This window comes from Amycolatopsis sp. NPDC004368, from assembly GCF_053602515.1.
This window is the reverse complement of record NZ_JBSGDT010000001.1, coordinates 433,069-456,930: the sequence shown is the minus strand read 5'-3', so window position 1 is coordinate 456,930 and position 23,862 is coordinate 433,069. Positions and strand designations below refer to the sequence as shown.

Genomic DNA, 23,862 nt, shown 5'->3' with positions numbered 1-23,862 from the left:
CGGATGGGGCCGAGACCGCCCGAGCCAAGAACACAAGCGTCAGAACACAAGCGTCAGGACGCAAAGCGCCAGAGCAAACCCCCGGCCGAGCCCAAAGACCCGGCCGCACCAACAAGAATCCCTACTCAGCCTTCGCCAGCTCGTGAGCCAACACGTCCGCGAAAGTGAACGTGCCCGTCGGCTGGTCGCCTTCACCCAGGAGGTAGAGGCGCTTCACCGCGATCAGGATGCCCTCGGCGACGATGTCGCGGAAAGCGGGATCCGAGAGCTTGCGCGAGTCATCCGGGTTGGTCAGGTAGCCGATCTCCACGCGCACGGCCGGGCAGCGCGTCCGGGTGAAGATCTCCCACGTCTTGTAGTGGGTGCGGCAGTCCCTCAACCCCGTGCGGGCGACGACCTCGCGCTGGATGAAGCCGGCGAGGAGTTCGCCGACCGTTGAGGTGGTGCCGTTGCCGGTGCCGAAGTGGAAGCTGGCGATGCCCTGGGCGCGCGGGGACGGATTGCTGTCGCTGTGGAGCGACAGGAACAGGTCCGCGCCGGCGTCGTTGGCGAAGCGGGCGCGTTCGAAGTCCGTGGGGCTGTGGTTGGGGCCCCTCGAGATGAGCGCTTCCATGCCGGTGGCCTGCATGCGGCCTTCGAGGCGCCGGGCGAGGTCCCAGGCGATGTCGGCTTCGCGGAGACCGCCCGCGACGACTCCCAGGTCTTCGCCGCCGTGGCCGGGGTCGATGACGATGCGCTTGCCGCGAAGGCGGGGGCCGGCCTGGCGGACCTGCTCCTGCTCGCGCAGGAACACCGGGCGGCCGCCGCGGGCGCGGGGCGAGGAGAGCCTGTGCAGTTCGCGGATGGTGGCCGGGCCGCAGATGCCGTCCGGCGAGAGGCGCATGTCGCGCTGGAACGTCTTCAGAGCGCGCTCGGTCTGGGGGCCGAAGTAGCCATCCGGACGGCCGGCGTCGAAGCCGAGCTCGGTGAGGCGCTCCTGCAGCGCGAAGACGTCGTCGCCCTGCACGGGCGAGGACAGCATGTACTGCAGCGGGCGGCTCCCCAGGTGGAAGCTCGCGCCCTTCAGCGCCTGGAACGTCGCGGGGCCGACCACCCCATCGGTGATCAGCCCACGACGCTGCTGGAAGGCCCGCACGGCGTGCTCGACAGCGGCGTCGAACGTGCCGTACTGATCGGTCCCCGCCACCGGCGGGAGCAGGTCCATCCCGGCAAGGATCGACCTGATCTCGGCGACGTCCGGCCCGGCGTCACCGCGGCGGAGTACCCGCATGCACTCCTCGCTCTTCCTCAGGCACCGATTCCGGCTCGATGCGAAACAAAACCTGTGTGGGTGGTAAGCCCAGGCACCTATTGTGCCCTGTGAACTCTCGGTGAGCGCGCAGGCCCGGTCGGTATGCCCCGGGCGAGCGCAAGCCGCCTTAGGACGGACGTGGGCGTGCACCTGCGTGATCATGGCCACGGACACTTCGCCCGAACGTGCGAGAACCCAGGCCTGCGAAGAGTTCTCGCAGGCCCGGGTTCTCAGCGACTGGACAGCGCGGGCTCGGTCAGAGCACGTCCTTCAGGTCCGACAGCAGCGCGGCCTTCGGCTTCGCACCGACGATCTGCTTCACGGGCTTGCCGCCCTGGAAGAGGATCAGGGTCGGGATCGACATCACCTGGTAGTCACGCGCAGTGTTCGGGTTCTCGTCGATGTCGAGCTTGGCGACGGTGATCTTGTCGCCGTTCTCGGCCGCGATCTCCTCGAGCACCGGGGCGACCATCTTACAAGGACCGCACCACGTCGCCCAGAAGTCGACCAGGACCGGCTTTTCGCTGGTCAGGACGTCGTCCACGAACGACTTGTCGGTCACCTTCACGGTGTTGGCCATGGTTTCTCCTTCGGGTGGTCGAAAACTCAGTGGGTGCCGGCGCCGTAGCCGCCGCCGACCAGCTCGGACGCCTCGTGGGCGTCGGCTTCGCCGTGCTCCGCCAGCCATCGTTCCGCGTCGATGGCGGCGCTGCACCCCGAGCCCGCGGCCGTGATGGCCTGCCGGTAGGTGCGGTCCACGAGGTCACCGGCAGCGAACACGCCCGGCAGGTTCGTGTAGGTCGTGCGCCCCTGCGTCACGACGTAACCGTCCTCGTCGAGGTCGACCTGGCCCTTCACGAGGGCGCTGCGCGGGTCGTGGCCGATCGCGACGAAGAAACCGGTCACGTCCAGCTGCTTCTCCTCGCCGGTCTTCGTGTCCTTGACGGTCAGGCCCTGGACCTTGCCGTCGCCCTCGACCCCGGTGATCTGCGAGTTGAGCTGCCACTTGATCTTGTCGTTCGCCTTCGCGCGCTCGATCATGATCTTGGACGCACGGAACTCGTCACGGCGGTGCACGATCGTGACGGACTTGGCGAACTTCGTGAGGAAGGTCGCCTCCTCCATCGCGGAGTCACCACCGCCGGCCACGGCGATGTCGTGGTCGCGGAAGAAGAAGCCGTCACAGGTCGCACAGGCCGACACACCGCGGCCGAGCAGATCCTGCTCACCAGGCACGTTCAGGTAGCGCGCCGCAGCGCCCATCGCGAGGATGACCGCGCGCGCGGCGTACCGCTTGCCGTTCGCGACCACGTACTTGACGTCGCCCGTCAGCTCCAGCGACTCGACGTCCTCCGCGCGCAGCTCGGCGCCGAAACGTTCGGCCTGCTTGCGCATCTCTTCCATCAGGTCCGGGCCCTGGATGCCGTCGCGGAAGCCGGGGAAGTTCTCGACCTCCGTGGTCGTCATCAGCGCACCACCGAACTGCGTGCCCTCGAACACCAACGGTTCGAGCTGCGCGCGCGCCGCGTACACCGCGGCCGTGTAACCGGCGGGACCCGACCCGACGATGATCAGGTTCCTGATTTCCTCGGCAGCCACCCGTGAACCTCCGCTCGTAGTGACCTGTGCACTGGTCTCAACACGATGGTAGGTGGCGGTGTTCCCGACGGTGACGGCCGCTACTGATCCGTCCCGACCAGCGGTTATTTCTTGCCGACCACCTTGTCGAACAGCACGTCGGCGTGACCCGGGCCGCAACCGGCCCCGAAGGCCACCAACCGGAACTGCGCGAGCTGCCCCGTCGTGTAGATGACGAGCACCCCGGGCTTGCCGTCCACGGTCACCGGACGGATGCCTTCCGGGCGCACGTTCGGGTCCAGCCCGGCCGCGCTGACGCACGCGTCGAGGTGTTGCTCGTCCTGAAGCGGCCCGAAATCGCGTACGCCCATGGCGCCGCCCAGCAACGCTTCGGCCCCGCTGCCGTCCGCGCCCACCGAAGGGCCGACCGGAGCCGCGACGCCCGCGGTGCCGGGCTCCGAAGACGTACCGGGCACCGTGATGGCCAGCGCCACGATCGCCGCCGCGGCCGCCGTCAGAATCCCCGCGCTCCAGCCGAGCCGCTTGTTCCGCCGCCGCCGTGCTGCCGCGAGGTCCACCACGGGCGCCGCGCCGGGCTCGGGCGAACCCGCAACCGAACCGGACACGGGAAAGGAGGCGGCCTGCCGGGACGCGGCCTCGGCCGCCAGCGCCTGGTCGATCCGCGCCGCGAACTCGGCCGGCATCGGCGGCGCCGGCTCGGCGGCCAGCGCGGCGAGGTCGGCCGTGGTCGCCTCGAGGGCGTCGATGATCGCGCGGGCCTCGGGATCGGCCTGCACCCGCGGCCACAGCTGCGCCGCCTCGTGTTCGTCCAGCACGCCGGCGTGGAGGTCGGCCAGCACGTCGACAGACCAAGGCGGACCGACGGTCCCGCCGACCCCCCGACTCTCGTCCGTCATCGTGCCTCCCCGTTCCCCGGCGAGCGGTGGGCCCGCCCGGCACTCCGGGACCCGTCCGAAGTGGCGCTTCTGCGTTTGCTTTCGTGAGTTGGGACGTTCGCATTCGCATCCGGGTTCCGCAGGTGCCCCAGAACCTTCGCGAGTTTGCCCCTTCCTCGCGCGCAGCGGCTCTTGACCGTGCCCTCCGCGATGCCGAGCATCTTGGCGGTCTCGGCCACGGAGTAGCCCTCGACGTCGACGAGCAGGATCGGCGCGCGCTGCTCCTCGGGCAGCTGCTCCAGCGCCTCGCGCACGAGCAGGCTCGTTTCCTTCTCCGCCATCGAGTCCCGCGGCGAGGCCGGCTCGTTGAACCCGGTTTCGGGCAACGGCACGGTGGGCCGCGCCTGCCTGCGGCGGATGCGGTCGAGGCACGCGTTGACGACGATGCGGTGCAGCCACGTGGTCACCTGCGCCTCGGCGCGGAAGTTGCCGGCCGCGCGGAAAGCCGAGATGAACGCCTCCTGCAACGCGTCCGCGGCCTCCTCCGGATCACGCAGTGTCCGCAGGGCCACCGCCCACAGCCGATCACGGTGCCGCCGGACGAGTTCGCTGAACGCATGCGGGTCCCCGGCGGCGTGCGCCGCTATGAGGTCGGCATCCGTGGGAGCTGCAGCCGTCACCCGGGTGAGCCTACTGAGTGGGAGATGTCGATCACCCTGCAGGCAGGAAGCTCACGTCTCCGATCTCGCTGATGAAGCCGCCTTCGCTGTCGTCGCCCAGCTGCGTGATCCACACGACGAAGTACTGGCTCTCGGTCGGCTGGCCGAGCGTGATGGTGGTGTCGGTGCCGTTGAGGTCACCGGTGCCGACCACCTTCGTGTCGTCCAGCTGCGGGTTCTTGCTGTCGGCCGAGCGGATCTCGATCTTCGTGCCGGGGCTGTCGGCCGCGATCTTCACCTGCGCCAGCTTCACCGGGTCGTCGAACTGCACCACGAACCCGACGCCGGGCTTCAGCGCCGGCAGCTGCTGCTGGTACTGGTCGGTGCGCCAGACCGTGCCCGGGTCGCCGTCGATCACGTTCTTCACCCGGCTCGAGTTGTCACCCGAGCCCTTCGGGTTGTAGATCGTGGCCGACTTCGGGTCCACCGGCTGGCCGATCTTCGGTGCGGCCGGCGACGACGGCGGGGGTGCGGCCGAGTTCGCCGGTGGCGGTGCCAGGGTCGAGGAGGGCGCGGCGACGTTGATCGTCGGGCCGCTCGCCTTCGAGTCGCCCTGGAACAGGTTGATCAGCATCAACCCGCCCCACGCCAGGATCACCACGGTGGCGACCACCAGCACGGTGACGCCGAACGCCAGCTTCCGCCGCCGCGCGACGTCCTTCACCGGCTTCTTCGTGGTCCAGATCGTGCCGTCGGCCTCGGCCGTCGCACCGTCGCCGACGGCCTTGATCAGCTGCGTGCGCTCCTCGGCCTCGGCGACCTGGTCGAGCACGCGCAGGATGGCCGAGCTCGTGCGGATCCCGCCGTTGCCACCGTCCTCGATCGTGCGGACGGCCAGCGACGACAGCTCCGGCGGCACGGCCGGCACCAGCGTGCGCGGCGGCACGACCTGGCCCTGAGGGGTCAGCGGCGACGCGGGGATCGCGGGCGGCCCGCCCGGCAGGGCCCAGCGGCCGGTGAGCAAGAGGTAAAGGACGGCGCCGAGAGCCTTGACGTCGTCGCGCAGCGTGGCGTCGGGCAGCGGGCCGGGGAAGGCCAGCTTCAACGCACCGTTGGGCGTGAGCCGCAGGCGCTGCGGGTGGTCCAGACCGAGGACGAGGCCGTTCTGGTGCGCGTGCTCCACCGCTTCGGCGAGCGCCTGCACCATGCGTGCGGCCGCGGCGGGCGCCACCGGCCGCTGCGCGACCAGGTCCACCAGGTCGCTGCCCTTGGTCCACTCCGCGACGACAACGCCGAGCAGCCCCTCGTTGGAGGTCACGCCACTGCCGAGGCTGAGCACGTCGAGCACCCGCGCGACCCCGCCGTGGCCGAACTTCGACGCGTGCGCCGCTCGTTCCAGTGTGCGCCGGGCAAGCCGCGCCGCTTCGGGGTCCGCCGGATCACCGACCAGCAGCGTCAGCGCGACATCACGCTTGAGCTGCCCATCGCGCGCGCGCCACAGGTGCGCGGCGGCTCGTTCGTCCACCCCGAACTGTGCGAGCAGGCGGTACCGGCCGTCGCCGACGACCCGGCCCGGGGCGAGCGAACCGCCCTGGGCGCGAACGCCCGCACGGTTGGCCTCCCCTGCCTGTTCGCTCCGTCTCGTGTCCACCGCTCTCTCCCGCGTCGCGCTCCCGCACCGAGGGTACCCGGATCAGGTCTGGGGGAAGCGTCGTCAGTCGTGAATCAATCGTTACCCGCGCTTGATCAATCGGGTGATCCTCGACGTCGCCGGCCTCAGTTCCTCGACCTTCAGGGCCATGAGCACGCCGAACGAGACTCCGATGCCGACGATCCCCTGGAGGAAGAGCTTGATCCAGGCCTGCAAAGTCGGCCCGAAAGAGGCAGGGACGATCAGCCCGGCCACGTACGCGGCGGCCACCCCGAGCACACACGCGACGACCGTGAAGAGGATCACGCCGATGATCCGCTTGCTGCGCAGGTTGCCGAGCGTCACCCACAGCCAGACCTGGCCGAGCACCGCGCCGACCACGTAGGTGAGCGCGTTGACCATCATCACGCCGAGCACGACGTTGTTGGGCGAGAGGACCACCGGGCACAGGTACAGCAGCGGCACCTTCACCAGGGTCATCACGATCATGATCAACGTCGGGGTGCGGGCGTCCTTCATCGCGTAGAACACGCGCATCTGCAGCATGACCAGCGCGTACGGCAGCAGGGCGAACGACGAGACCGCCAGCGCCTCACCGAGCCGGGTGGCCCCTTCGATCGAGCCCTTGCCGAAGGTGAACAGCGCGATGCCGATCGACGAGCCGACGATCGTCATCACCGCCGAGATCGGCAGGAGCGTGACCGTGGAGATGCGCGAGGCGTAGGACAGGTCGCTGATCAGCTTCTTGTTGTCACCGTCGGCGGCCGCGCGGCTCATGCGCGGCATGATCGCCGTGAGCAGCGAGACGCCGATGACGCCGTAGGGCAGCTGGAACAGCAACCACGCGTTCGAGTAAGCCGTGACACCACCGGGCGCGCCGTTGGTGAGCACGCGGGTGGTGATCGTGTAGCCGATCTGGCTCACGCCGACGTACCCGATGACCCACAGCGCCAGGCCGCCGAACTCCTTCATGCGCTTGTCGAGGCCCCAGCGCCACTTCGGCCGGAAGCCCGACCGCAGCAGCGGCGGCACGAGGATGATCGCCTGCGCGACGATGCCGCCCGTCACGCCGAGGCCCAGCGTGAGCACCTTGGGGTCGGTGATCGACGGGTGGACGGTGTCGATCGAGCCCGGCATCACCCACACGACCAGGATCGTGAAGATGACCACCAGGTTGTTGATCACCGGTGCCCACGCCGTCGGCCCGAAGATCTGCTTCGCGTTCAGCATCGCCGAGAGCAGGGCGAACACACCGTAGAAGAAGATCTCGGGCAGCAGCAGGTACGCGAACGCCGTGGTCAGGCCGGGGCTGGCCTGCCCCGAGGAGTCCACGTAGAGCGAGGTGAACGCAGGTGCCGCGATCACCGCGATCACCGTGCCCACCAGCAGCAGCGTCAGGCCCACGGTCAGCAGCCGTTGCGCGTACGCCGCGCCGTGGTCCGGATCGTCTTGCGAGCGCACCAGCAGCGGCACCACGACACTCGTGAGCACACCGCCGATCAGCAGCTCGAAGATGATGTTCGGCATCGTGTTGGCGACGTTGAACGAGTCGTTGGCGACGCCCGCGCCGATCGCCGCGACGAGCAACAGCTTCCACAGGAAGCCGGTGATGCGGGAGATCAGCGACGCGATCGCCATCCGGCCACTGGCCTTCGCGACCGAAGCCGCCTTCGCGGGAGTGGCCGGCTGCTCGCCGGTGGAGCCCGGTTCGGTGGGCCGGACCAGCGGTGCGTCGCCGATCCGCGGCATGACCTGGGTGGCCAGCGCGTCGTACGGGCGCATCGAGTCGGGGTCGGCCACGGGCCAGCGCGAAGCCGCCATCGGGACGCCGGCGGTGCGCGGGATGAACCGGGTGGCCTCGGGGTCGCGCAGCGCCTCTTCCTGCCACGGCCGGATCGGCGTGCCGGGACGCGGGCCGCGGCCGCGGTGCGGCGCGGGTGGCAGGGGCTGCGGGCCGGAAACCGGGCCTTGGACCTGCGGCTGCGGTCCCGACGGCGGGCCCGAGGGTTGCGGAAGCGGCCCGCCGGGCGGCGGCCCGGAGAGCGGCGGCCCGGAAGACGGTGGTCCGGACGGCTGGGGCAGCGGCGGGCGTCCCTGCTGCGGTGGCAGGGGTTGCCGGCGCGTGGGCGGCGGCGGGGTCGCCTGCGCGCGCGCCTGACGCGGCTGTCCCTGCTGCGGAGGCGGGGGTACGCGGCGTGCCGCCCGGTCGTCCGGGCGCGGGGGGCGCTCTTCGGCGGGCACCGGCAGGTGGCGCGTGCGGCCGTTGGCCGGCGGCGGTGGCTGGCGGCGTTCGGGTGGGACCTGGCCCTGGGGCGGCGGCTGGCGCCGGCGCCGCGGTTGTTCGCCGCGGCTTGCCTTTTCGCTGCGGACGGCCTTGTCCCCGCGAGCGGGAGGCGCGCCGTCGCGCCGAGGACGACTCGCACGCTCGGGTGGTAAGCCCGGCTCTCTGTCCAACGCGCGCCCAATCCTCGGTGCCAGAGTCCCTGCCATTGTGGCAGCGGTCGACCCAGGGTAATCGGGAACGGCCTCACATACCCGGTCCCCCGAGGTCTCAGCGCGATTCGGCCCTGGCGACCCGGCCTTCCTTGACCCTCCGGTAGATCCGCCGAGATGCCAGCAGGAGCAGTGCGCAACCTGCGACGACGGTGATGATGATCGTGATCGGGCCGTACTCCGTGGAGGTCAGCTCGAAGCGCGCCGTCGAGCCGAGCTGCGTGCCCGCGGGGGTGGTCAAGGACACATCGACGCTGAGGCGCCCGGCGCGCAGCGCCTCGATCTGCAGCAGCTCGTTCTTGCCCCCCTTGGCCGGGAAGAACCAGTTCTGCACCTGCTCGGGGCGGATGCCGACCTCGTTCTTCAGCGCGATCTGCGCGGTGATGCCCACCGGCAGGTCGTTGCTTACGAACACGGGCAGCGGCGACGAACCGGACGCGAGCGCGATCGTCTGCCGCGGCTGCTCCACCGTCACCTGGTCGCGGATCGCGGCGAGCTCGGCGTCGGCGTTCGCGCCGGCCGTGCTGCCCGAGGGCGTGCGGAACGCGGTGGACGCGCCGCGCACCAGGGCGTTGCGCACCGGGGCGATGATGTCGTCGGGCTGCACGCGGTGCGTGGTGTCGATCCGCATGGCGGAGAGCAGGCCGGCGGCCTGGCCGTCGAGGTCCGACAGCGTGTCGGTCACGTCGCTGCCCGCGGATTGCGGCTGGTCGTGGGTGCCGGCGGCGAAGGAGGCCGTGCCCGACGTGTCCTGGTCGAGCAGCTCGGCCAGCGGTGCGCCCGTGGCGACGCCGCCGGAGCCGAGGAGCTGGCCGATGCGTTCGAGGAAGCCCGCGAGCTCCTGGGCCGGCACGTCCCAGCGCCGCGGCGGCGCGACGAGCAGCTTCGCGGGCGAACCGGTGCTCGCGCGGCCGAGGCCGGCTTCGAAGGCGATGGCGGCGAGGCCGTTCTGGCTCGCGATCGCCGGCTGCGTGGCGGCGCCGACGGTGGTCGGGTTCTGCGCGTTCGGCTCGGAACCCACCATGGCGCTCGCGATGACGCCGTCGATCGGCTGGGCACGCAGGCCACCGGGCAGCGACACGGCGCCGGTGACGGGCGAGTCGGCCTGCAGCTTCGAGCCGTCGGTGAGGACGGTGTGCACGCCGGCCGCCGACATCGCGGACAGCGCCTGGTCGTCGGGCGTGCCGTCGGGCCAGAGGACGCCTTGGCGCGGCGGCGTGCCGAGGAGGTCGCGCAGCGCTGCCTCGCCGCCGAGCGCCGTGCTCAGCAGACCGGCGTCGGGCGTGCCGTTGGCGGAACGGACCTTGCCCAGCGTGGTGAGGTCGGCGTCGGCGTAGGGCAGGGCGACCACGCAGCGGCCGTTCACGAGCGTGCGCAGCGCCTGCAGCCAGTCCTTCGCCGCCTGCCCGCCCTTGCCCGGGGCACCGGCGACGGAGTAGCCGCCGGTCATGGCGTTGACGGTGCGCAGGAGGTCGGGGTCGATGGCGAAGCAGAGCGAATTGCCCACGGTCGGGTCGGACTGCTGGGCCGCGCGGGCCGCCGCGACCAGCGAGTGCAGCCGGCCGCCGGGGGCCAGCTCGGCCGCGAGGGTGTCGTCGGTGAGCGTCAGCTGCCCGCCGTAGGGGAACGACTGCACGTGGGGCGAGCTGTCGGTGATCGGCCACAGCACGCTGACGTCCGCGTGCTTGCCCGGCGGCGCCGCCGGGCGCCCGGGCACGGACAGCACCGGCATGAGCAGGCTCACGGCCGCGAGCCGCGCGGGGCCGCCGAACTCCGGCGTGCCGTTCACGTTGACTAGTATCGGGTACACGCCGGGGCGGCTGAGCTGCAAGGCGCTCTTGCCGGTGAGCGGCACGGAGACGTCGAGCTTGGCGGTCTGCCCCGGCTCCAGCGACTCGGTGAGCACGGTGAAGTCGGTGAGCGGGCTGTCCTGGATCGGCTCGCCCGCGAGCACGCCCTTCAGGTCGCGGTCACCGGCCAGGCGGTCGCCGACCTGCAGCCGCACCTGCGGCCGGGAGATGCGGCGGTCGCCGATGTTGGTCACGGTGCCGGACACGGTCAGCGACGTGGCGCTGCTGGTGATCACGCGCGGGTTGAGCTGGGCGAGGTCGAGCCTCAGCCGCGCGGGCTCCGGGCCCGCGGGTTCCTGGGCCCGCGCGGGCGCGCCGAGCAGGGCAGCCGCTGCGAAGACCAGCAGTGACAGGAAGAAGGCGGCGGGCCGCTTCACTCGGGGGCTTCCTCTCAGGCGCGCTCGTCGTGCGCGAAAAGTTCTTTGGCCTTGCGGACCAGCTTGCGCTCATCCGCGTAGGCCAGCGTCGTCTCCAGCTCGGCCAGCGGCACCCACGCGACCTCGGTGACCTCGACGTCCTCGTCGGAGAGCTCGCCACCCGTCGACTCGAGCAGGAAGTGGTGCACGGTCTTGTGCACGCGGCGTCGTTCGGCGACGAACCAGTAGTCGATGGTGCCCAGCGGGCGCAGGACCTGCGCGGAGATGCCCGTCTCCTCTTTCACCTCGCGCACCGCCGTCTGCTCCACCGTCTCACCGTCCTCGATGTGGCCCTTCGGCAACGACCACAGCAGTCTGCCGTGCCGGTCGAGGCGGCCGATCAGCACCGCGTGTTCCCGGTCCGAGTCCACGACCAGTCCGCCGGCCGAGGTCTCGTCGACCGTGGTCAGGCGCCTGCCCCGCTGTCGCCGGCGCCGGCGGCGCGGCTTCGGCGCTCCGGCGCGGCCGGCGGATCCAGGCATGCTGCGATGCTAGAGCAAACGGTTGCCCAGGTACGCTGGCTCTCCGTGTCCGTGTCCGACGGCGCCCGTAGTAGTGGTGCCTCTCTCGTGGTGGGTTCGAAGTGAACAACCTGGTCGCCCAGCAGAACGCGGTGACGGAACTGATGCGTGTGTCCCCTCTCGCAGACGAGCTGGCGGAGCGGTTCGCGCGAGCCGGCCACAGTCTTTACCTGGTGGGCGGCAGCGTCCGCGACGCGTTGCTCGGCCGGCTGTCCTCCGACCTCGACTTCACCACCGACGCGAGGCCGGACCGCGTGCTGCAGATCGTGAGCGACTGGGGCGACGCGGTGTGGGACGTCGGCATCGCGTTCGGCACGGTCGGGGTCACGAAGAAGGGCACCACGCTCGAGATCACCACGTTCCGGGCCGACAGCTACGACCGCGTCGGGCGCAACCCCGAGGTCACCTTCGGCGACACCATCGAGGGCGACCTGCTGCGGCGCGACTTCACGGTCAACGCGATGGCGATCGACCTGGTCACGAAGACGTTCATCGATCCCCACGACGGCATGGACGCGCTGCGGCTGAAGGTGCTCGACACCCCGGCGACGCCGCAGGAGTCGTTCGCCGACGATCCGCTGCGCATGCTGCGCGCCGCCCGCTTCTCCGCGCAGCTCGGCTTCGTCGCCGCGCCGCGGGTGGTCGAGGCGATGACGTCGATGGCGAGCGAGATCGATCGGATCACCGCCGAGCGCGTGCAGGCCGAGCTGTCGAAGCTGCTGCTCGCCGCCGACCCGCGCCCGGGCCTGGAGCTGCTCGTGGACACCGGGCTGGCCGAGTTCGTGCTGCCGGAGCTGCCGGGCATGCGCCTGGCGATCGACGAGCACCACCAGCACAAGGACGTCTACCAGCACTCGCTCACGGTGCTGGCGCAAGCGATTGCGCTGGAGACTTCGCACGAGCCGACGTCGGAGCCGGACCTGGTGCTGCGGCTCGCCGCGCTGCTGCACGACGTGGGCAAGCCGGAGACGCGCGAGTTCATCCCCGGTGGCGGAGTGAGTTTCCACCACCACGAGGTCGTGGGCGCGCGGATGGCGCGCAAGCGTTTGCGGGCGCTGAAGTACTCCAAGGAGATCGTGGAGCAGGTCTCGCAGCTGGTGTTCCTGCACCTGCGGTTCCACGGGTACGCCAACGGCGAGTGGACGGATTCGGCCGTGCGCCGCTACGTCACCGACGCCGGCGACCTGCTGACGCGGCTGCACAAGCTCGTGCGCGCCGACTCGACCACCCGCAACCGCAAGAAGGCGGCGGCGCTGCAGGCGACGTACGACGATCTCGAGGCACGCATCGCGCAGCTGAAGGAGCAGGAGGACCTCAACCGGGTCCGTCCCGACCTCGACGGCAACGAGATCATGCGGCTGCTCGGGCTCAAGCCGGGTCCGCAAGTCGGCAAGGCGTGGAAGTTCCTCAAGGAGCTGCGGCTGGACCGCGGTCCGCTGGAGCACGACGAGGCGGTCGCCGAGCTCCGGAAGTGGGCCGAGGCGGAGGGCATTCCGCCTGCGGAGTGAGGCCCGCCGGGTCGCTCCGGAGGCTTTCGAGCGAACACGAGTCGAATTCGTGATCGCGAATCCGCCAAGATCCCCCTTTGGCCTCTGGAACGTGGCCCGGCAAGCGGGAATACTCGCTGCCCCGGGCGCTGCCGGAGGGGGCGCGCCCCGAACCGGGGAGATCGATGACGGCGCAGGCAACCGAGGAGCACGACGGCCGTGCGCCCCGAACGTCCAGCTTCCTCGTCACCCTTCTCAAGCGCGGCACGCCCGCGCTCGCGACGGCGACGACCGGGCTCACCGACGAGATCGCCGACCCGACACCGGTGCGGGCGTTCAAGCGGATCTCGCGCATGGCGGGCGCGGTCGACGCGCGCTACAACGACGGGCTGCTGCTGCGTGCGGCCCGCTATGTGGTGCTGGTGCCGCTGGCCTACCGGATCGTCGCGGTGCCGGGCGCGTTCGGCGCGTTCGTGTCGGCGCACGGCTCGACCGGGGTCGTGCCGGTGGCGCTGGTGGCGTTGTGCTCGATGGTGATGAGTGCGTTCGGCATCTACTGGATGCTGCGCAAATCGCCGTTCCGGCCTGATCTCGCGGCGCGGCTGCTGGTGGCCGACCTGATCATCACGGTGGTGTTCCAGCTGGTCATCGGCCTGATCGAGCCGACGTCGGTGTTCCACGACGCGCTCGGTGTGGCCGACAAGCACCTGCTCGGTGACATCGCGCTGCTGACGCTGGCCATCGGCATCCCGTCCGGGCTGGCGCTCGCGGCGCTGAGCCTGCCCGCGCGGCTGCTGTCGGATCTCCTCAACAGCGGCTCGGCGAACTTCGCGCAGGCGTGGTCGCTCTACCCGACGATGTTCGGGGTGCTGTTCACCGGCATCGGCGCGTTGATCCTGCTCGGCCTCGGCACGCGGCTCGCGCTGGCGTATGGGATTCGCAACGGCCGGCTCGCCGAGCGCGCGCAGCAGCACCGGATGCTGCACGACACCGTGCTGCAGACGCTGGAGGCCATTTCGCTCGGCGGCACCGGGGAGTCGGAAGACCGGCTGGTGGAGGTGCAGCGGCTGGCCCGCGCGCAGGCGATGGAGCTGCGGCAGACGATCGAGGCCGCGGCCGCGCAGCGCGACGAAGAGGCTTCGCGGCCGCTCGGCGAGAAGCTCGCGGCCCTGGCGGCGGAAATGGCCCGCGACGGCCTGCGCGCGCAGCTGGTGATCGCCGAACTCGACGAGGACACGCTGACCGAGGTGCGGCAGATCGCGCTGCGCGACGCCGTGCGCGAGTCGCTGCGCAACACGATGAAGCACTCCGGCACGGACAAAGTCGTGGTGCGCGTGGAGGAACGCGACGGCGGCATCGCCGTGATCACGCGCGACCACGGCCAGGGCTTCAGCCCCGACTCCCGGCCGGCGGGTTTCGGCATCAGCCAGTCGATCAACGCCCGCCTCGGCGAGGTCGGCGGCACGGCCCTGGTCGAGTCGACGCCCGGCAGCGGCACGCGGGTGACCTTGTGGGTGCCGTTCTGATCTGTTGACGTGCGGAGGCGGGTTGAGTTGCTCGGCTGAGGGTGATCACACGTCAACGCATCCATTCGGGGGGCTTGGGCATCTTTACCGGTGTGAATTGATCACCGGATGTGAAGGAGATGCCATGAAGACCACGCTCAAGACCCTCGCCTCGGTCGCCGTCGCCGGCGGGGTCGCCGCCGGCGCTCTGCTGCTCACCGGTGGCGCGGCCGACGCGATGCCGTCTGACACCCCGTGCACCGCGGGCGACGTGCAGGTGTCGGTGACCCCGGATCCGACGGGTGCCGCGGGCCAGGAAGCGTTTGTCATCCACTACACCGCCGCGAGCCCGACCACCAACTGCCGCCTCGAGGGCACGCCCACCGCGGTGACCTTCACGAAGGGCAGCGGCCACAGCGAAAGCGACGGCAGCGGCACGGTGGTCACGCCGGACAGCACCCAGCCGTCGTCGCCGGTCAACCTCCGGGCCGGTCACCCGGCGGAGTCGCGCATCCTGCAGGCCTCCGCGGCCCCGGCGACCTTCCAGCCGAGCGTCGTGAACCTCAACCTGCCCACGGGTCCCTCCGGTGACAGCGTGACGGTCGCCTGGCCCGCCAACGCGCCCCTGAAGGGCACGACGGCGGAGGTCACGGCGGTTTCGGCGAGCTGACGTTCGGCGCCTGAAGCGGCCGCACCTGACTGATGCTCGAGGCCGAGGTTCCACGTGGAACCTCGGCCTCAAGCTTTGCTGACGAGCGCCCATTCCGCGCGCTGTCGCTGGCTCACCTCCGCGAGGCAAACCCCGGCGTGGCAAACCCCCGCCCACCTCGGGGCTGCCCAGTTCCAGTTTACCGAGGTCAGAGGCCTGAAAACCGACTGTGGCGAATCTGTGGACAACTGGGGTTCCGGGAGCGGACAACTCGGCGATCCGCTCGGACGAGCGCTGATCAAACCCGCGATGGCACCACCCTCGACGTGCAACGCAATCGGCTGTGCCAGTGGATTCGCGGCTGGGCGCGGGCAGCCGCCAGGAATCGGACTCAGTCGCCGCAGAACCGGGGTCAAACCCGCGACAACGCCCCAGCCTCCACGTGCTGCGCAATCGGCCGCGGCAACAGATACGCCGTAGCACCACCAGGCTGCGGACCCCACGGAGCCGTGATCCCGGTCAACACCCGCAACGTCCGCTGCACCCGATACTCATGCCAGTCCCGCTCCCGCTCGGCAGCCAAAGACGTCTCGACGAAACGCGTGCCAACGGCATGAACCAAATTCCCGGCATCAGAGCCGTACCGAAGCACCGTCGTCCCCGCAGGCAGAACCACCACCCGCTTACCCCGGTAGAAGTTCAACGGCGGCTCACCCCGCAGCGGCAGGATCGGCCAGTCCGCCGGCTGATCGGACTCGTCGGCAGCCCGCGGCGGCACCATCAGCAGCGTGCCCAGCAGGAACCGCGCGGCGTCGGCGAGACTGGCGAACGCCACGGGCGAAACGGCCGGCGGACGCGAAACCTCCCAGCCGTTCTCGGCACGGCGCAAGGTCCAGACGTCGGGGACCGGGACCTCGAGGGCGCCGATGCGGTAGGCGCTCGCGGGCACACCGTGCTCGACGAGGCGCTGCTGCAACAGGGTCAGCGTCTCGGCGGCGTGCAGGTCGAGACCGGCTGAGTCGCCGCGCAGGACGCGGGTGAGGCGGGTGTCGTCGGGGAGGTCGGTTTCCGAGTGGGTCGGGCGGGGGGTGCCGAGGATCTCGGCTTCGGCGCAAGCGCGGACGAGTTCGCGCACCAGCGGCGGACGGAACCCCGCGGCGCGAATGTGGTCCAGCAGCTCGGGTTCCGGCGGCACGCCGTACTTGCGCAGGTAGTGCGGCACGGCCGCGGGCCAGATCCAGGTGCCGTCGGTGTGGAACGCGTGCGGCACGTCGGGCGGGGCGCCGGGGGTGAAGATGTCGTGCTGTGGCTGGGGGCGGTGCAGCACGAGCGGTGCGCGGAACAAGTAGTCCAGCACTCCGCGCACCTGGTCCGGCGGCACCGGTGGCCGGTTGACCACGGGGCGCTCGTTCTCGTTGTGCGCGTCGACCACGCGGGCGTGGCGGAAGGCGACGTCGATCGGCTGGTGCGCCTTCGCGGCCAGCCAGCCGGGCAGTTCCTTCGGCGGGCGGGGGTACAGCGCGATTTCGACGGCGTACGACTCGGGTGCCGGCCGTCCCCCGTCGTTCGGGGGGACGCGCCAGGTGGGCTCGAGTTCGGAGTCGAAGTCGAAGTCGAACTGCGCTTCCGTGTCGAGCGTGAAGGTGCCCTGGAACCAGGTGCCGGCGTCGGGCGAGTACATCGCCGCGCGCAGCCGGGCGAACAGGGCGCTCAGCTTCGGCGGCGCGGACAGCGCAACGGACACCGGCCCGTTCTCGTCGCCGACCGCACGGACCTCGAGCTCCGCGTAGTCGCCGACCTGCCGGAACTGCGCGGCCACGCGCGTCCAGCCGCCGGGCACGGCGCGCAGCGTGCGGCCGATCGAGCGCAGCAGGGCGCCGTGGTCGGCGTCGAAGTCGGGGCGGGTCTCGCCCTGGTCGCGGCGCAGCTGCCACAGGCCGGTGACGCGTTTGGCCTCGGCGGTCGTGGAGAAGTCGGTGAGGCCGAGCTGCGCGGCGCGCACCGGATCGTGCTGCGTCCAGCGGAGCGTGAGTTCCTTGCCCTCGCCGGGTGCGACCTCGAACAGCTCGTCCTCGTACTCGCAGTAGGTGCGCAGCGTGAACGTCGCCGGCACCTCGTTGGCCAGCACCACGCGCGCGGGGCGGCCTTCGTGCGTCCGGTCGAAGCCGTCCGGCGCCTCCTCGTCCGGTGCGACCGACAGCAGCAGCGTGCCGTCGGTGGTCGAGCGCTCGGCCGCGAACGTGCGGTCCTCCAGCGTCGCGTACAAGCCGTCCGGACGGTCCCCCGCCTCTACCCGGTAGCGCACGTCAGGTTCCTCCCCAATTCCCCCGGTGACCGGGAAAGAACTTAGTCGACCGGGTAACGGGTGAACCAACCGTCGTCACTCGGTGAGTCGGGGCCGAACTCGGCGAGCGCGTCGTCGGCCAGCCCCGTGATCACGTCGCGCAGTTCGAGCCGGTCGAGCCAGCTGCCGCGCAGTGCGGCTTCGCCGTACATCGCGCCGACGAGGTTGCCGCACACCGAACCCGTGGAATCGCTGTCGCCGCCGTGGTTCACGGCCGCGAGCAGCGCTGTGTCGGGATCTTCGGTGGTCAGGGCGACATAGACCGACATCGACAAAGCCGTCTCGCCGACGTTGCCGTCGCCCAGTTCAGCCAGCTTCTCCGGCGTCGGGGGGCCGGGCATCGCGAGCGCCTGCGCCAGCGCGGCTTGCTGCTCTTCGTGTCCGGGGTGCCGTACAAGAAGATCGCGGGCCACCGCGACCGCGTCGAGCAGCGGCGAACCGGCCAGCAGGCGCTGGATGATCACCGCGAACGTGCCCGCCGACAAATACCCGCTCGGGTGACCGTGGGTCAGGGCCGCGCACTCGGCCGCGAGCCGGAACACCTCGGACGGGTCGTCCGACCACAGCGCGACGGGCGCCACCCGCATCACGCCACCGCAGCCCTTCGAGTTGTTCACCGGCCGCGAGACGCCGCCCCGAACACCCGAGCGGCCGTACTCCTCCAGCTCGCCGAAGCACGTGAGCCCTGGCGCGCGGCGGCTGAACAGCTCGTGGTGCGTCACGAGCTCACCGTCGGGCGCGCTCAACGCGGAATGCGGGCCGCGCGCCTGCGTCCACGGCACGCCCTGCGTGTGCAGCCACCGCTGGTAGGCCAGCTGCACGGACTGCACGACGTCGGCGCTGCCCGTGCACCGCTGTTGCGCGTGGGCGCGGATGAGCGCTTCGAGGGTGAAGAGCGTCATCTGTGTGTCGTCGGTGAAGCGCCCTTCGCCGCCGTACGCGGGGATGAAGTCGGTGATGCCGGCGGGCCCGGCGAGCTCGCGGATCCGTTCGATCGAATCGAACTCCGTCTTCGCGCCGAGCGCGTCGCCGACGGCGCCCGCGAGCAGGCAGCCCCTCAGCCGCTGTGCCTCCATGACCCCATCTTTTCGAACCGGCGCGCGGTCAGTGCCGCGGGTAGCGCTGCACCCACTCCTCGCCCAGGAAACTCAGCGCCGAGCGGCGGTCGAAGTGCCACAGCGCGTCGGTCACGACCTGCTCGATGAGGTGGCGCAGCTCCAGCTGCTCGACCCACTTCTGCGGCAGCCCGGGCACGCCCACGCGCGCGCCGAGCAGGGCGCCCGCGATCGCACCGGTCAGCGCGCTGCGACCCGAGTGGTTCACCGCGCGCAACAGGGCTTGCTCGGGGTAGTTCTCGAAGCCGGACAACGCGGCGAACGCGCGGCCCAGCACCGAAAGCGTGCCCTGGCCGTCGCCGATCAGCTCGGGCATCCGCAGGTCGGGCAGCCCGTGCTCGCCGAAGAACGGCACCGACTCGGCGACCATCGCCTTCACCGGCGCCCACTCCGGACCGCTGACGAACGTGGTGTTGTGGTCGGTCAGGATCTCGCGCGACAGGTTCCACACGGGGTAGCTGAAGGCGTCCTTCGTGAGCACCGGCTCGAACAGCCAGGCCAGGTACGTCGCCGCGGCCAGGTCGTCCTCGTGCGGGTGCGTCACGCCGACGAGGTCACGCACCGCCTGGCGCACGCCGCCGCTGAAGCCCGTGCCGGGTCCGGCGGCGATGAGCGTGGCGGGCAGCGCGGCGATCAACGAAGTCGGGCCCGACAGCGGCACTGCCTGCCCAGATCCGGTGACCGCCGCGTGGTAGGCGTTGAGCTCGGCGTCGTCGGCCGTGCGGCGCACGTGCAGCTCGGGCACCTTCACGAGCCAGCCGTCGGCCTCGTCGTACGGCGCGCCCTGCGTGTGCAGCCAGCGCATCAACGCACCGCGCACCACCGAGGGGAACTGCTGCTCGACGTCACGCGACTCCGGCTGCTCGCGGTGCGGGCTGCGCACCACGGCCTCGGTGTAGAACAGCAGCCGCTGCGTCAGCGAGCCGATGCGCCCGGGCTGGTCGAACGCCACGGGCAGGTCGGCCACGCCCTCGGACCCGAACTGCGTGACGATCTCGTCGAGCCGCATCCGGTCCACGGCCATGCCGAGCGCCTCGCCGAGCGCGAAGCCCACGTACGCGCCAGCCACGCGCTGCCAGCCGTAGCGGAAGTTCTCCAGGTCGCGGTCGGGGTACTTGCCGAAGGTGTCCAGCCGCGGGATCACCCGGCCGAGGTTGTCCCAGCCCGGCACGAGACCGTTGGCGCGCCAGTCGTTCGGCTTGCTGCGCGGCGGCTCGGCCATCGCGAGGCGGTCGAGCCACGACTGGCCGAGCACCGTGCGCTGGCACTCCTCCGCGGTCAGCTCGTAGCCGTGGCGGCGCGCGTTTTCGGCGGCCGCCAGCGGCACGGCCACCGGCTTGTCGAGGCCCATGCGCGTGGCGGTGTCACGGGTGAGCCGTTCGAGGTCTTCCTCTGCTTCGGGGCCGCGGCCGTGCCGGTCGATGCGCGGCTCGTGGCGCGGGAAGCGCTTGGCGATGGCCGTGAGGTCCTCGCCGGCGACGTCCTCGAACGTCGCCGGGCCGCCGTTGATCACGAGGTTCGGCGGATGCTCGAACTCGGCGAGGGTGGCGAGGTCCACGCGCCACCAGGCGTGCTCACGCGGCGGGAAGTGGCGCGTTGCGCTGAACACGCGCAGCTCGTTGCGCTCTTCGGAGAAGTAGAAGCGGTCGGTGGCGCCGGTCTCGGGATCGAGCGGCACGAACACGTCGCAGCGCAGCAGGCCGATCAGCAACTGCTCCCGCGAAAGCCAGCCGACGCTGGCGAACGCGAGCAGCGTCTCCAGCGTGTTCTCCGGCTTCGGGTACCCACGGCGGATCGGGCCGGCCTTGTATTCGGGGTTCTCGCGTTCGTCGCCGGTCTGCCGGCCCTCGTTGTCGACCTTGACCCAGCCGGCCACGGCCTGCAGCGGCACACCGAGCTCGCCGAACCCGGCCTTCACGTACTCGGGGTCCACGACTTCGCGCCAGCTCTCCTGGCCGGGGAACGCCACGGGGATGCTCAGCCCTCCTGGGTTCGGCGGTGCCTGGCGCAGCTCACCGTCGGGCTCGCGCACGACGACCGACGGCGGCGGGAAGAGCTCCTTGTCCGGCCGGCCGTCGTCGAGGTACGCGGTGGTGTTGTACGGGATCGACCAGCCTTCGGGGATGCGCAGCACGCGCTCGGTGTCGACCCGCAGCCCGCCGGGTCCGGCGATTTGGGGACCGTGTACCGCGCGTAGCCAGTTCACGACCTTTTCCATCGCTTCCGCCGCTTCCACCTACTCGATCCTCTCCAGGCTTCCGTCGGACTCGTGCTCCGCGATCGGCTTGGGCAACACGTAAGCCACCGCCCCGCCCGGCAGGTTCGCCCAGGGCACCGTGACTCCGGTGACCACGTAGAGTGACCGTCGTAGGCGGTAAGTGTGTGTCACCCGTTCCCGTTCGAGTGGCAGTGAGGTCGTGGCGAACCGTACCTCGCCGTGGTGAACGAGGTTGCCCGGTTCCTCCCCGAAGCGCAGGACGACCGTACCTTCGGGCAGTCGTGTGAGTCGCTTGTTGCGCAGCAGCGTCAACGGTGGATCACCCGCGGCGGGCTGGATCGGCCAGTCGTCCACCTCTTTCGCCGTCTCGAGCGGGGTCTCGCGCCCGCCCGTGAGCCGGGCCGGGTGCAGCAGCAGCGCGCCGAGCAGCTGCTGCGCCGCGCCGGCGAGGTGCTCGAAGGTCTGGCCGGCGCCGGCGGCCGAGGTGACGGTCCAGCCGTCGTCTCCCCTGGTCAGGCACCACCTCCCCGCCTCGACGGCGCCGATGCGGTAGGCCTGCGGCCACACGCCGAACGACCCGAGCCGCTGCACGAGCACCACCAGCAGCTGCTCGTCGGCCAGCTCCGGATCGGGATCGGTCTCCAGCTCGGCGGCGACGTCGCCTTCGGTGGGCCGCCCGTCGGTGGCGCCGGGCCGAGGCCGTGGCCGGCCGAGCAGATCAGCCTCGGCCGTGCGGCGCACGAGGTGCTCGACGTACGGCGGCTGGAACCCCAGCGCCCGGATGTGCGCGACCAGCTCGGGCTCGGGCGCGACGCCGTGGTGGCGCAGCTGGTGGGGCACGGTCTCGGGCCACAGCCACGTGCCGTCGGTGCGGTGCGCGTCGTCGACCAGCGCTTCCCGTTCGAGGTACTGCAGCACGAGCGGCAGCTCCTCGTCCGGCAGCGGCTCGCGCTCCTCGCCCACCTCGGCGGGGCGGGCGCGGCGGAACTCGACGCCGAGCGGCAGGCCGGCGCGCACCCGCCACCAGTCGGGGATGTTGTCGTCCTCGCGGGGGAACGTCTCGAGCTCGTCGCGGTACGCGCCGGCGTCGGGCGGGGTCGTCCACTGCGGTTCGCCGTCGACGAAGAAGTCGAAGTCGAACGTGCCGTCGGGCGCGAGCACGAACCGCGCCTGCAGCCACGTGCCGCGGCCCTGCCGGTACATGCCGGCGCGCAGCGCGTGGAACAGCCCGACCAGCTCGGGGCCGGCCTCGGTGTTGCGCGGCTGGACCTCGGTGTGGTCACCGACCTGCGCGAAGCCGATGCCCGCGGGGGCGCCCTCGTCGGGTTGGTGGGCGCGGATCAGCCGCCCGATCTCGACGAGCCGCTCGTGTTGGTCGGACTCGGAAAGTGGTGGTTCCACAGGTCTCAGCACATCCGGGTGCGCGGCGCTAGTAGCCGCGGCGACGGTGCTGCGGCATGGCGCTGCGCGGGGGCAGGGTGCCCTGCGGCTTGGCCGCGCTCGCCGTGCGTGGGCGCACGCGTCGCGGGGTCGGCCGAGGGGCCGGCATCTGCTGCGGCGCGCCATCGGTGAGCGGGGCCTCGGCGAGCTGCTGCACCAGGGCCTGGACGGTGAACGCGAGTTGTGCCGGAGTGGTGCGGCCGAAGGTGTCCGGGGCGAACTCGAGCCGGCCGAGGGTGCCGCCGGGCCCGACCGTGGCGCGGACGAGCCCGTCCGGTGAGGTCAGCACTGCAGGAGCGGCTTCCAGGGCGCGATCGTCCCCTGCGGTACTCACGGTGGCCCCCCGTGTTGGTTGCACTCGCCGGGGTTCACCCGGCCGGGTCACGCGTCACTCTAATGCCAATGCGACGATCACTGACCCCGTTCGGCCCAACGGTTTGCGGCAGCGAATCAGTTCGGCGTGGCGCGCCGGCGCGCGACGAGGTAACCGGCGCCGCCGAGGAAGTAGCAGATCGTCGCCGCGACCATCAGCCCGGGCGAGTACCCGTTGTCCGGGATGAACACCGCGCCGATGGCCACGGCCAGCACCTGCGTGATGTTGAACAGCGTGTCGTACAGGGCGAACACGCGCCCGCGGGCTTCGTCGGCGACGTCGAGCTGGATCGACGAATCGACACACAGCTTGAGCACCTGGCCCGCGCCCGTGATGAGGAACGACGCCAGCAACGCCAGCGGCAGCACCATCGGGAGCCCGAGCGCCGCCTGCGCGGTGGCGGCCACCAGCAGTGCACCGAGAATCGAGCGCAGCCGGCCGAAGCCGCGGATCAGCCGCGCGGTGAGCAGGCCGGCCACGAGGATGCCGGCGCCGGCGAGCGCGGCCATCTGCCCGAGGCCGGGCAGCCCGGCGCGGAAGACCCCGTCGTCGGTGAAGTAGTTGCGCATCAGCAGCACGGTGACCAGCAGCGAGATGCCGTAGGCCGCGCGGTGGGCGAACAGCGCGATGAACCCGGCGGTCACGCTCGGCGCGCGCCAGGCATGGCGGGCGCCGTCGGCGAGACCGCGGGCGACGGCCACGAACGGGTTGGGCGGCTCGTCGACTACCGTCGGCCCGAGCACCCCGCGCGTGAACCGGCGGGCGATCAGCGCCGAGACGAGAGCGCCGAGCGCCGCGAACGCCGTGGTCTCGGCCGAGCCGAGGTTGTCGGCGCCGAAGGCCATCCGCAGCAGGATGGCGCACCCGCCGCCGACCACCGCCAGCACCGAACCGAGCGTGGTCACGAAGGCGTTGGCGGACACGACGCTGGGCGCCGGGACCACGTGCGGCAGCGACGCCGACAGCCCCGAGCCGATGAAGCGCGACAGCCCTTCGGCCAGCAGTGCCAGGGAAAACAGCCCCGGTCCGCCGAGGCCCGAGCCCACAGCGGCGGCCGAGGCGAGGATGGTGACGACCCGCAGCAGGTTCGCGAACACGAGCACGCGCCGGCGATCCCACCGGTCCAGCAGCGCGCCCGCGAACGGTCCCACGATCGAATACGGCAGCAGCAGCACCGCGAAGCCCTCGGCGATCGCCAGCGGGTCGGCAGCGCGTTCGGGGTTGAACAGCACGGCGCCCGCGAGGCCCGCCCGGTACACGCCGTCGCCCCACTGCGCGGCGAACCGGGTGTAGAGCAGCCTGCGGAACTCGCGATCACGGACCAGGAGCTTCGGTCCGATCCGCTCCGTCGTCGCGCTGATCGTCACGGGGCCAGC

At 71.2% G+C, this 23,862-nt stretch carries 18 protein-coding genes; 3 read left to right on the top strand and 15 right to left on the bottom strand.

All coding sequences use genetic code 11. From position 1 onward, the window contains the following. Window positions 1–121: 121 nt before the first annotated feature. The 9 genes from ACWEOE_RS02060 to ACWEOE_RS02020 all read right to left on the bottom strand — a co-directional run bounded on the left by ACWEOE_RS02060 (window position 122) and on the right by ACWEOE_RS02020 (window position 11,316). Window positions 122–1,270: an N-acetylmuramoyl-L-alanine amidase gene (locus tag ACWEOE_RS02060; RefSeq protein WP_452002607.1), complete on the bottom strand. Its 1,149-nt coding sequence runs from the start codon at window positions 1,268–1,270 to the stop codon at window positions 122–124. A gap of 277 nt (window positions 1,271–1,547) precedes the next feature. Continuing rightward, a complete protein-coding gene (gene trxA, locus ACWEOE_RS02055; protein ID WP_452002604.1) occupies window positions 1,548–1,871 on the bottom strand; it encodes a thioredoxin in 324 nt (107 codons plus the stop codon). Between the two features lie 26 nt (window positions 1,872–1,897). After that, the gene (gene trxB, locus ACWEOE_RS02050; RefSeq protein WP_452002601.1) at window positions 1,898–2,890 is read right to left on the bottom strand and encodes a thioredoxin-disulfide reductase; all 993 of its coding nucleotides are present in this window, start codon (window positions 2,888–2,890) and stop codon (window positions 1,898–1,900) included. 104 nt (window positions 2,891–2,994) lie between these two features. Continuing rightward, on the bottom strand, window positions 2,995–3,786 hold the full coding sequence (locus ACWEOE_RS02045) for a hypothetical protein (protein WP_452002598.1): 792 nt from the start codon (window positions 3,784–3,786) through the stop codon (window positions 2,995–2,997). Beyond that, on the bottom strand, window positions 3,783–4,445 hold the full coding sequence (gene sigM / locus ACWEOE_RS02040) for an RNA polymerase sigma factor SigM (RefSeq protein WP_452002595.1): 663 nt from the start codon (window positions 4,443–4,445) through the stop codon (window positions 3,783–3,785). The genes ACWEOE_RS02045 and sigM overlap by 4 nt, the downstream gene beginning before the upstream one ends. Window positions 4,446–4,476: 31 nt before the next feature. Then, the gene (locus ACWEOE_RS02035) at window positions 4,477–6,075 is read right to left on the bottom strand and encodes a protein kinase family protein (RefSeq protein WP_452002593.1); all 1,599 of its coding nucleotides are present in this window, start codon (window positions 6,073–6,075) and stop codon (window positions 4,477–4,479) included. A gap of 81 nt (window positions 6,076–6,156) precedes the next feature. After that, complete coding sequence (gene murJ, locus ACWEOE_RS02030; RefSeq protein WP_452003338.1) at window positions 6,157–7,971, bottom strand: murein biosynthesis integral membrane protein MurJ; 1,815 nt, start codon at window positions 7,969–7,971, stop codon at window positions 6,157–6,159. A 655-nt stretch (window positions 7,972–8,626) separates the two neighbouring features. Next, complete coding sequence (locus ACWEOE_RS02025; RefSeq protein WP_452002590.1) at window positions 8,627–10,795, bottom strand: DUF6049 family protein; 2,169 nt, start codon at window positions 10,793–10,795, stop codon at window positions 8,627–8,629. Window positions 10,796–10,809: 14 nt separating this feature from the next. Next, window positions 10,810–11,316, bottom strand: coding sequence for an NUDIX hydrolase (locus ACWEOE_RS02020; RefSeq protein WP_452002587.1), 507 nt, complete (start codon window positions 11,314–11,316; stop codon window positions 10,810–10,812). 101 nt (window positions 11,317–11,417) lie between these two features. Here ACWEOE_RS02020 and ACWEOE_RS02015 point away from each other — a divergent pair, with 101 nt between their 5' ends. The 3 genes from ACWEOE_RS02015 (at window position 11,418) to ACWEOE_RS02005 (ending at window position 15,017) form a co-directional block, all read left to right on the top strand. After that, the gene (locus ACWEOE_RS02015; RefSeq protein WP_452002585.1) at window positions 11,418–12,863 is read left to right on the top strand and encodes a CCA tRNA nucleotidyltransferase; all 1,446 of its coding nucleotides are present in this window, start codon (window positions 11,418–11,420) and stop codon (window positions 12,861–12,863) included. A 164-nt stretch (window positions 12,864–13,027) separates the two neighbouring features. Next, window positions 13,028–14,368, top strand: a complete 1,341-nt coding sequence (locus ACWEOE_RS02010; protein WP_452002582.1) for a sensor histidine kinase — start codon at window positions 13,028–13,030, stop codon at window positions 14,366–14,368. Window positions 14,369–14,492: 124 nt separating this feature from the next. Continuing rightward, complete coding sequence (locus tag ACWEOE_RS02005; RefSeq protein ID WP_452002580.1) at window positions 14,493–15,017, top strand: DUF4232 domain-containing protein; 525 nt, start codon at window positions 14,493–14,495, stop codon at window positions 15,015–15,017. A 391-nt stretch (window positions 15,018–15,408) separates the two neighbouring features. Here ACWEOE_RS02005 and ACWEOE_RS02000 read toward each other — a convergent pair whose 3' ends face one another. From ACWEOE_RS02000 to ACWEOE_RS01975, 6 genes are all read right to left on the bottom strand, one after another. After that, the gene (locus tag ACWEOE_RS02000; protein ID WP_452002577.1) at window positions 15,409–17,301 is read right to left on the bottom strand and encodes a TNT domain-containing protein; all 1,893 of its coding nucleotides are present in this window, start codon (window positions 17,299–17,301) and stop codon (window positions 15,409–15,411) included. 41 nt (window positions 17,302–17,342) lie between these two features. Then, on the bottom strand, window positions 17,343–18,416 hold the full coding sequence (locus ACWEOE_RS01995; protein WP_452002574.1) for an ADP-ribosylglycohydrolase family protein: 1,074 nt from the start codon (window positions 18,414–18,416) through the stop codon (window positions 17,343–17,345). 28 nt (window positions 18,417–18,444) lie between these two features. After that, the gene (locus ACWEOE_RS01990; RefSeq protein ID WP_452002571.1) at window positions 18,445–20,691 is read right to left on the bottom strand and encodes an ADP-ribosylglycohydrolase family protein; all 2,247 of its coding nucleotides are present in this window, start codon (window positions 20,689–20,691) and stop codon (window positions 18,445–18,447) included. Then, window positions 20,692–22,074 (bottom strand): TNT domain-containing protein, encoded by a 1,383-nt coding sequence (locus tag ACWEOE_RS01985; protein WP_452002568.1) that lies wholly within the window; start codon window positions 22,072–22,074, stop codon window positions 20,692–20,694. A gap of 28 nt (window positions 22,075–22,102) precedes the next feature. Next, on the bottom strand, window positions 22,103–22,447 hold the full coding sequence (locus ACWEOE_RS01980) for a hypothetical protein (protein ID WP_452002566.1): 345 nt from the start codon (window positions 22,445–22,447) through the stop codon (window positions 22,103–22,105). Window positions 22,448–22,563: 116 nt separating this feature from the next. Beyond that, a complete protein-coding gene (locus ACWEOE_RS01975; RefSeq protein ID WP_452002563.1) occupies window positions 22,564–23,853 on the bottom strand; it encodes an MFS transporter in 1,290 nt (429 codons plus the stop codon). Window positions 23,854–23,862 lie beyond the last annotated feature (9 nt).